Origin of the sequence: Methylocystis heyeri (genome assembly GCF_004802635.2) — a bacterium.
GTDB lineage: Bacteria > Pseudomonadota > Alphaproteobacteria > Rhizobiales > Beijerinckiaceae > Methylocystis > Methylocystis heyeri.
Genome location: NZ_CP046052.1, coordinates 4,543,141 through 4,551,947, shown reverse-complemented (window position 1 = coordinate 4,551,947; position 8,807 = coordinate 4,543,141). Strand labels below are relative to the sequence as shown.

The 8,807-nt window shown below is 64.0% G+C and carries 7 protein-coding genes; 1 reads left to right on the top strand and 6 read right to left on the bottom strand.

All coding sequences use genetic code 11. The features are described from left to right. Positions 1-944: 944 nt before the first annotated feature. The 5 genes from rpsT to coaBC all read right to left on the bottom strand — a co-directional run bounded on the left by rpsT (position 945) and on the right by coaBC (position 4,464). A complete protein-coding gene (gene rpsT / locus H2LOC_RS20550; protein ID WP_136494523.1) occupies positions 945-1,217 on the bottom strand; it encodes a 30S ribosomal protein S20 in 273 nt (90 codons plus the stop codon). Between the two features lie 168 nt (positions 1,218-1,385). Further along, positions 1,386-2,159 (bottom strand): enoyl-CoA hydratase, encoded by a 774-nt coding sequence (locus H2LOC_RS20545; RefSeq protein ID WP_136494522.1) that lies wholly within the window; start codon positions 2,157-2,159, stop codon positions 1,386-1,388. A gap of 132 nt (positions 2,160-2,291) precedes the next feature. After that, positions 2,292-2,738 carry an RrF2 family transcriptional regulator gene (locus tag H2LOC_RS20540; protein ID WP_136494521.1) on the bottom strand — a complete coding sequence of 149 codons (447 nt, stop codon included), beginning with the start codon at positions 2,736-2,738 and terminating at the stop codon, positions 2,292-2,294. Then, a complete protein-coding gene (gene dut / locus H2LOC_RS20535) occupies positions 2,735-3,202 on the bottom strand; it encodes a dUTP diphosphatase (protein WP_136494520.1) in 468 nt (155 codons plus the stop codon). The genes H2LOC_RS20540 and dut overlap by 4 nt, the downstream gene beginning before the upstream one ends. Further along, entirely contained in the window at positions 3,199-4,464 is a 1,266-nt protein-coding gene (gene coaBC, locus H2LOC_RS20530) for a bifunctional phosphopantothenoylcysteine decarboxylase/phosphopantothenate--cysteine ligase CoaBC (RefSeq protein ID WP_246206916.1), read from the bottom strand. The genes dut and coaBC overlap by 4 nt, the downstream gene beginning before the upstream one ends. 198 nt (positions 4,465-4,662) lie before the next feature. Here coaBC and recF point away from each other — a divergent pair, with 198 nt between their 5' ends. Beyond that, the gene (gene recF / locus H2LOC_RS20525; RefSeq protein ID WP_136494519.1) at positions 4,663-5,820 is read left to right on the top strand and encodes a DNA replication/repair protein RecF; all 1,158 of its coding nucleotides are present in this window, start codon (positions 4,663-4,665) and stop codon (positions 5,818-5,820) included. Positions 5,821-5,996: 176 nt separating this feature from the next. On the opposite strand, the gene acnA is transcribed toward recF, so the two are convergent. Next, entirely contained in the window at positions 5,997-8,720 is a 2,724-nt protein-coding gene (acnA, locus tag H2LOC_RS20520) for an aconitate hydratase AcnA (RefSeq protein WP_136494518.1), read from the bottom strand. Between the last annotated feature and the right edge of the window lie 87 nt (positions 8,721-8,807).

The window sequence follows — 8,807 nt, the reverse complement described above, 5'->3', positions numbered from 1 at the left end:
GACGTGCCTTGACAAAGGAACAGACACACCGATCCGGCTGCGAGAGCGGCCGAAGGCATTTGGTTCCGAAGTATCAGAAAAAATTCGGAGAACGCTGCGCCTGAAGGCTCTCAGCAGGACTCTCCGAAGTCCGCCGGCTCATGCCGTGGCGGACCTATCGCACTATCTAGATATGAAGCGAAGCTAAGATCGCCGAAAACGCCGCTCCAATTTATCAGGGCGCTTTCGAAGGCGCATTTCGCCACGAAGACAATGTGGATATCCCCGGTCTTCCGCACAGACGCCATAGCGAATCCCCCAACCTAGAAAAGCTGCCGCTTCTCTATCAGTCCCACTCGTCACAAAAAGCGTCGCCAACTCAGGAGCACTCGCCGCGTGAACACTACTCGTTTGTGCTGTCGAACTCGCGTTCTGCCGGCTTGCGCCGGCATTCCATAAGGACGCGAAGTGTGAACGGATCACGAATTTAGAAGATTTGCCGACCATGCTTCGATGCTGTCTCGATGGCCGGTTCTCTCCGTTGTTCGACAGGAAGAAAACTACATGCGCCTCGCTTTCGACGCAATGACCAGAGGAGATGAATCATTGCGCCGGGGACACGAGGTAAATGAATTCGGTTCGCTACTCCTGATGTAAACCAATGATTTGCTGGATGTCTAAAATCGCGGGAAATGGCCAAGTCAAATTGACGCGCCGCCGCCGACGGCCAGACAAAAGCCCTTCATAAATGTGTCAAGACGGCACTTGCGCGACCTCCAAAAGCATCTTGCACACAAGGGACTGAATCGCGGGCCATTTAGCGGCGCGCGCAATCGAAGCCAAAAAATATAGGAAGGTGTGGCTTAATTGCATCGACATAAAGACGTCGCAATCGGGTAGTCGCCACGCAAAAAAAAGACCCGGCTGAGCCGGGCCTTTGTGAGCGGGTATAGGGTATCGGCCGATCAGGCGGACGCCGAAAGCGCCTTAACGCGCGCCGTCAGACGCGACACCTTGCGGGACGCCGTGTTCTTGTGAATGACGCCGCGCTGAGCCGCCTTCATGACCACGGGGGCGGCGGTCTGCAGGGCCTGAGCCGCCACGGCGGCGTCGCCGGAGGCGATCGCCTCCTCGACCTTGCGCACGAAAGTCCTCAGCACGCTGCGACGGGCGCGGTTCACCGCAGTGCGGCGGGCGATCTTGCGAACGGCCTTTTTAGCCGAGCTCGTATTGGCCATTTGTTCTGCTTTCTTTGGCGGAGAGCCGACAGCTCCCCAGAAAAATAATCGGGCCGCGAAAACGCGGCCACATCCCGAGCCTTATACGCCCGCGTCCGGCCGCACGTCAACGCAAAATGCGCGGCCGGAGCCGCGAGGCGCCTCCGGGCGGGCCCCTCTTCGGCAGGTTCACCGATTCTTGAATTTCGGCCGTCTCTTCTCGATAAAAGCCGCCATGCCTTCCTTTTGATCCTCGGTCGCGAACAAGGCGTAGAAGGCGCGCCGCTCGAATTTCACCCCTTCAGCCAGGGTCGATTCATAGGCGCGGTCGACTGCTTCCTTGGCCGTCATCGCGGCGGGCAGCGACATCCCCGCGACGATCTGGGCGGCCTTGATCGCTTCGGCGAACAACTGCTCCTCGGGAACCACCCTCGCGACCAGACCGGCGCGCTCCGCTTCCTCGGCGCCCATGAAACGCCCGGTGAGGCAGAGGTCCATGGCCTTGGCCTTGCCGATGGCCCGGGTCAGCCGCTGCGTGCCGCCAGCCCCCGGAATGACGCCCAATTTGATCTCGGGCTGGCCGAATTGCGCCGTCTCCGAAGCGATGATGAAATCGCACATCATCGCGAGTTCGCAGCCTCCCCCGAGCGCATAGCCGCTCACCGCGGCGATGATCGGCTTGCGCAGCCTCGCCACGCATTCCCAACGCGAAATAAAGTCGCCGAGATAGGCGTCGGCGAAGCTTTTCGCCTGCATTTCCTTGATGTCCGCCCCGGCGGCGAACGCCTTTTCGGAGCCGGTCAGAACATGACAGCCAATGCGCTCGTCCGCCTCGAAGGCGGTCAGCGCCTGATCGAGCTCGTCGATGAGTCTCGCATTCAGCGCATTGAGGGCCTCGGGCCGGTGAAGCCTGACGAGCCCGGCGCCGCCATGGATTTCGACCTGGATGGTCTCATAGCTCATGCACGCATCCTCCTTGTCTTTCCGGGACGATTCCCCATCCCATGAAACATGGGACGGATTACGGCGGCGCGACGCGCTCGATCGCGGCGCCCGCGCCGACCGAAACAGCCCAAAATCCGGCGACTCCGCTCCTTATATTTCGAAGTGGCCGCCGCTTTCGGACGTCTCGCCGAAGCCGTCGGCGAGGGCCCGGAAGTGAAGTTCCTCGAGCGTCACCGATTCGAGCTGCTCGAAAATGCCGGCTTCGATTTCCTGCAACATCGGGTCCAATATGGCGTTCAGGGACGCCGCCTGCGGCCGGGCGGCGGATTCGTCATCGACGCCGAGCGCCGCGCGCACGATTTCGCCCATCGTCAGCCTGCGGCGTTCGCGCGCCAGCTCATATCCGCCGGAGGGACCGCGCAGGCTCTTGAGGATTCCCGCGCGCACCAGCGCCTGCAGCAGACTCTCGAGCCGCCGGGGCGGAAGATCGTAGCGTTTCGCCAGCTCCCTGGACGATACCGGCCGCCCGCGCGCATGCAGGGCGACGTCGAGCACCGCCAGCAATGCGAAATGGGCGGCGCGCGGCAGAAGCGTCATGTCCGGGCGTCTTCGCCCATGCCGGTGGAGCCGAAACCCCCGCCGCCGCGCTCGCTCGCCTCCAGCGCTTCTTCGGTTTCGAAGAGCGTAACCCGGGCGATGGGGGAGACGACCAGCTGGGCGATTCTCATGCCGCGGATTATCTCGAAAGGATGCGCTCCGAGATTGATCAGCAGAGCCCGGACTTCTCCCCTGTAGTCGCTGTCTATGGTCCCGGGCGCGTTGAGAATCGTCACCCCGTGGTCGAGAGCGAGGCCGGAGCGCGGGCGCAACTGCGCCTCGAAACCATCCGGCAGCTGGATCGAGAATCCGGTGGGCACGAGATCGCGGGCGCCCGGCTCCAGCACCAGCTTGCGCCCGGCGGGCAGGGCTGCGCGAAGATCGAGCCCCGCGGCTCCCGCGCTGGCGTAAAACGGCAGCTCCAAACCTTCGCCATGGGGCAAACGTCGAATCATGACTTTCATGCCGAAGTCTCGCTGTTGCGGTCCGCGAGCATCCTGGCCAGACGCCCCGCCAGCCTTTCGGCCACCTCTTCCTTCCCCAGGCGCGGCCAGTCTTCGACCCCCGAGGCGGTGACTATGTGCACCGTATTTTCGTCGGCGCCAAATACCCCCGAGCTGACGTCGTTGGCCACCAGCAGATCGCAGCCCTTGCGCAGGAATTTTTCCTGCGCCCGCCGCACTGTGTCGCCGGTTTCGGCGGCGAAGCCCACGACGATTCCAGGCCGGTCTTGGCCCGGCGCCGCGACGGTCGCAAGAATATCGGGATTCTCGACCAGGGTTAAAGACGGCGGCGCGCCCGATTTCTTTATCTTTTGCGCCGCGGCCTCCACGCGCCAGTCGGCGACGGCCGCAGCTGCGACGAATACGTCGGCCGGCAGCGCGCTCTTCACCGCCGCCAGCATTTCCTGGGCGGTTTCGATACGGCGCACATCGACGCCCGGCGGATCTTCGAGCGTCACCGGCCCCGAAATCAGCGTCACCCGGGCCCCTGCCCTCGCCGCCGCAGCCGCTATGGCGTGCCCCTGCTTGCCCGACGACCGGTTGGCGATGAAGCGGACAGGGTCGATCGGCTCGTGGGTCGGCCCCGAGGTCACCACGACATGACGCCCGGCGAGACCTTCGGCGCCCTGGCTGAGAGGCGGCCGCAAGAACATGTCCTGCGCCAGCGCCGCCTCTATCGCCGCGATGATGTCGGCGGGCTCGCTCATGCGGCCGGGACCACGTTCTCCGCAGGCCATGTCGCCTTCTTCCGGACCGACGAACAGGGCGCCGTCCGAGCGCAGCAAAGCGACGTTCCGCTGCGTCGCCGGATGGAGCCACATGCGCAGGTTCATCGCCGGCGCAAACAGGACCCGCTTGTCCGTCGCAAGCAAAAGCGTCGTGGCGAGATCGTTCGCGATTCCATTGGCGGCGCGGGCCAGCAGATTGGCCGTGGCCGGCGCGACCACCAGAAGATCCGCCTCTCGCGAAAGCCTGATATGCCCCATTTCGCCTTCGGCCGCGGCGTCGAAGAGATCATGAGCGACCGGCTTGCCGGACACCGCCGCAAAGGAAAGATCGGTGACGAAGCGCCTGGCGGCTTCGGTCATGACCACCCGCACGGCGGCTCCCCGCTCGGCCAGTCGACGCACCAGCTCCAGACATTTATAGGCCGCCACGCCGCCGCCGACGACCAGCAGGACGCGCTTACCGGCGAGGTTCTGCGCCAAAAATCCCTCCGTCACATGAAATCCGTGTCCAAGCCCCGCGCCGGGCGACAATAGCGGTTTTGTCGGCGGCGCCCAAGGGCGCGCGACGCTACATATGGGAGCGAATCCCGGCTCCGGTAAACGGGGGACGGACCCGGCAGAACAAAAGAGCGCGCGCCGCCGCTCCGTCGAAGGGGCTGGCTCTTTTCAAGCGAGCATGGCAAAGCGACGCGAATGTCTTTACAAGACGCCAATCAGGCCCTCGTGCGCCCGCTGATCTCCCGGCTGACCCTGCGCGACTTTCGATCCTATGTCGCGCTGGACATTCGCCCGAGCGCGAGACTGGTGGCGCTCACGGGCGAGAACGGCGCCGGCAAGACCAATATTCTCGAAGCGATCTCGATGTTCTCGCCCGGGCGAGGCCTGCGCCGGGCCGAGATCGGCCAATGTGCGAGGCGCGCCGGACCCGGCGGCTTCGCCGTTTCGATCGAAGCCGACATCCGCGGCGACGGCGTGCAGCTCGGCCACGGTTACGAGCCCGCCGGGCAGGACGCCGCGACGCGCCGCTTCCGTATCGATCGGGCGCCGGTTTCCTCCGCGCGCGCCTTTGCCGATTACGTCAATGTGCTGTGGCAGACGCCGGCCATGGACGGGCTGTTCTCGGGTCCCGCGGGCGAGCGACGGCGCTTTCTCGACAGGCTGACGCTGGGTGCGGACGCGGACCACGGCGCCCGGGTCGCCCGGCTGGAGCGCGCGTTGCGCAACCGCAACCGACTGCTGGAAGACCAGGGCGACTCCCGCTGGCTGTCGGCGGCGGAACAGGAAATCGCTTCGCTCGGCGTCGCCGTGGCGAGCGCCCGGCTCGATACGACCGAGCGCCTCTCCGCCCTGATCGAAGCCGGCAGAAACGACGCCTCGCCCTTCCCCCACGCCGTGATCCGGCTTGAGGGCGATCTGGAGCGGATGCTGGTGGAGGAGCCGGCCTTTACCGTCGAGGAGCGCTATCGCGCGACGCTGGCGGAATCCCGCCGCCGCGACGCCGCCGCGGGCCGCACCCTGATCGGGCCGCAGACCAGCGACCTCGTCGTGTTCCACGGCCCCAAGGGCGTCGCCGCGCAGGACTGCTCCACGGGCGAGCAGAAGGCGCTGCTCACCGGCCTGGTTCTGGCGCATGCGCGGCTGGTCGCCGCAATGAGCGGGCGAAGCCCGCTGCTGCTGCTCGACGAGGCGGCCGCGCATTTCGATTCGAGGCGGCGCGAGGCCTTGTACGAAGAGCTCGAGAATTTCGGCGGGCAGGTCTGGATGACGGGCGCCGATCCCGAGCTTTTCGCCTCGCTCTCGGATCGGGCCGATATTTTTACGGTTGCGCCGGGGACAGTCGAGCGGCGTTAGTTTTCGCGCAAAGTGGATCGCGCTTCGCGCGAAGAAAGAAACGCATGAGGTGAGGCGCCCCTACCTTACAAACGCCGTCTTGGCCGGGACAAGCCCGGCCATGACGGCCTCCTGGAGATGTGTGACTCCCTTAGCCCCTAATAGGGAGGGAAAGCGCCGTTCGCCCGATGCGCGGATTAATCCAGCAGCTGCCGCAGCACATAAGGCAGGATGCCGCCATTGCGGAAATATTCCAGCTCGTCGAGCGTGTCGATGCGCGCAAGAAGCGGCACGTCCTTCGTATCTCCATTGGGGAAGGCGATTTTGGCGTGCAGCGTCTGGCGCGGGGCGAGGCTGTGGCCGAGGCCTTCGATGGTGACGGTCTCTTCGCCGGTGAGGCCGAGGGACGACCAGCTCGTTCCAGGTTCGAATGTCAGCGGCAGAATGCCCATGCCGACCAGATTCGAACGGTGGATGCGCTCGAAACTCTGCGCGATGACGGCGCGCACGCCCAGAAGCGCCGTGCCCTTGGCGGCCCAGTCGCGCGACGAGCCATTGCCGTATTCAGCTCCGGCGAAGACGACCAGAGGCGCGCCCTCGGCTGCATATTTCATCGCGGCGTCATAGATCGACACGACCTCTCCGCCCGGGAAATGCCTGGTGTTTCCGCCCTCGGGCACATTGCCGGCGTCGTCCTTGAGCATATGGTTCTTGATGCGGATATTGGCGAAAGTGCCCCGCATCATGACCTCGTGATTGCCGCGCCTGGTGCCGTACTGGTTGAAGTCCTTGGGCTCGACGCCCTGCTCCTGCAGCCATTTGCCGGCCGGCGAAGCCGCCTTGATCGAGCCGGCCGGAGAAATGTGATCGGTTGTGATCTTGTCGCCGAACAGCGCCAGGACGCGCGCGTTCTGGATGTCGGAGACAGGCTTGGGCTCCCGGGTCAGCCCGGCGAAATAGGGCGGATTGCGCACATAGGTCGATTCCCCGTCCCATCCATAGGTTTCTCCGGACGGAACCTTGATCCGGCGCCAATGCGCGTCGCCGTCGAAGACGCCGGCATAGGCGCCGCGGAACATCGAACGGGTGATGTTCTTGCGGATGGTCTTTTCGATCTCCTCGTTGCTGGGCCAGATGTCGCGCAGGAAGACAGGCTCGCCTTTCTTGTCGTGGCCGAGCGGCTCGCTGGAAAGATCGATCGCCACCGTGCCGGCGAGTGCGAAGGCGACGACCAGAGGCGGCGAGGCGAGATAATTGGCCTGCACGTCCGGGTTCACGCGCCCTTCGAAATTGCGGTTGCCGGAAAGAACAGAGGCCGCGACCAGATCATTGGCGTTGATCGTCTTCGACACCGGCGCAGGCAGCGGGCCCGAATTGCCGATGCAGGTGGTGCAGCCGAAGCCGACGAGGTTGAAGCCGAGCTTGTCGAGAGATTTCTGGAGCCCGGATTTCTGCAGATATTCCGCCACCACCTGGCTTCCGGGCGCGAGCGAGGTCTTCACCCAGGGCTTGACCTTGAGGCCCCGCTCCACCGCATTGCGCGCCAAAAGTCCGGCGCCGATCAGAACGCCGGGATTGGAAGTATTGGTGCAGGAGGTGATCGCGGCGATGACCACGTCGCCATGGCCGAGATCGTAATTCGTATCCTCGACCGCGAAACGCTGGCCGAATCCGTCCGGCTTCTTGTATTCGGCGGCGAGCGCGGCCTCGAAGGTGGACTTCATGTCTTCCAGCGCGACGCGCCCTTCAGGCCTCTTGGGGCCGGCGAGCGAAGGAACCACCGTGCCGAGATCGAGCGAAATCGTGTCGGTGAATTCGGGCTCCGGCGAGCGCGTCGTACGCAGCATGCCCTGAGCCTGCGCATATTTTTCGATCAGCGCGACGCGGGCGGAATTGCGCGCCGAGACATGGAGGTAATCGAGCGTTTCGGCGTCGATCGGGAAGAAGCCGCAGGTCGCGCCATATTCCGGCGCCATATTGGCTATCGTCGCGCGATCGGCGAGGGAAAGATGGTTGAGGCCGTCGCCGTAGAATTCGACGAACTTGCCGACCACGCCCTTCTTGCGCAGCATCTGGGTCACGGTGAGCACGACATCGGTCGCGGTCACCCCTTCGCGCGGATGGCCCTCGAGCTTGAAGCCGATAACCTCGGGCGCCAGCATGGATAGCGGCTGGCCCAGCATGGCCGCCTCGGCCTCGATGCCGCCGACCCCCCAGCCCAGCACGGCCAATCCATTGACCATGGTGGTGTGCGAGTCGGTGCCGACCAGCGTGTCGGGATAGGCGGTCTCGATGGTCTGGGTCCGCCCCTTGACCTTGATCTTTTCCTTCTTTGTCCAGACCGTCTGGGCGAGAAACTCCAGATTGACCTGATGGCAGATGCCGGCCCCCGGCGGCACGACGCGGAAATTGTCGAAGGCCGACTGGCCCCATTTCAGAAAGCGGTAACGCTCGCCGTTGCGCTGATATTCGAGATCGACGTTCTGCTTGAGCGCGCGCGCCGCGCCGAAATTATCGACGATGACGGAATGGTCGATGACGAGATCGACCGGCGCCAGAGGGTTGATCTTCTGCGGATCGCCTCCGAGCGCGACAAAAGCGTCGCGCATCGCCGCAAGATCGACCACGGCGGGAACGCCGGTGAAATCCTGCATCAGGACGCGCGCAGGCCGAAAAGCGATCTCGACCTCCTTCTTGCCTTTCTGGGTCAGCCAGCCGGCGAAGGCTTCGATCATCTCCTTGGTGACGGTGCGCCCGTCTTCGTTGCGCAGCAGGTTTTCCAGCAGGACTTTGAGCGAATAGGGAAGCCGCGACACGCCGGAAAGGCCATTTTTTTCTGCGGCCTTGAGAGAATAATAGTAATAGGTTTTGGCTCCGACGACGAGTTTTTTGCGGGCTTTGAAACTGTCGAGAGAATCCATATTCCTTATCCTTCCGGGTTCCGCATCGTTCTGCAAACGCCAAGCCAAGGGATGAAAAAAGCGTTCGAGACGAACTCTTTTGAGCCT

Coding starts and splice junctions, on each gene's coding strand:
- rpsT (WP_136494523.1), bottom strand. CDS start 1,217: ATGGCCAATACGAGCTCGGCTAAAAAGGCCGTTCGCAAGATCGCCCGC.
- H2LOC_RS20545 (WP_136494522.1), bottom strand. CDS start 2,159: ATGAGCTATGAGACCATCCAGGTCGAAATCCATGGCGGCGCCGGGCTC.
- H2LOC_RS20540 (WP_136494521.1), bottom strand. CDS start 2,738: ATGACGCTTCTGCCGCGCGCCGCCCATTTCGCATTGCTGGCGGTGCTC.
- dut (WP_136494520.1), bottom strand. CDS start 3,202: ATGAAAGTCATGATTCGACGTTTGCCCCATGGCGAAGGTTTGGAGCTG.
- recF (WP_136494519.1), top strand. CDS start 4,663: ATGTCTTTACAAGACGCCAATCAGGCCCTCGTGCGCCCGCTGATCTCC.
- acnA (WP_136494518.1), bottom strand. CDS start 8,720: ATGGATTCTCTCGACAGTTTCAAAGCCCGCAAAAAACTCGTCGTCGGA.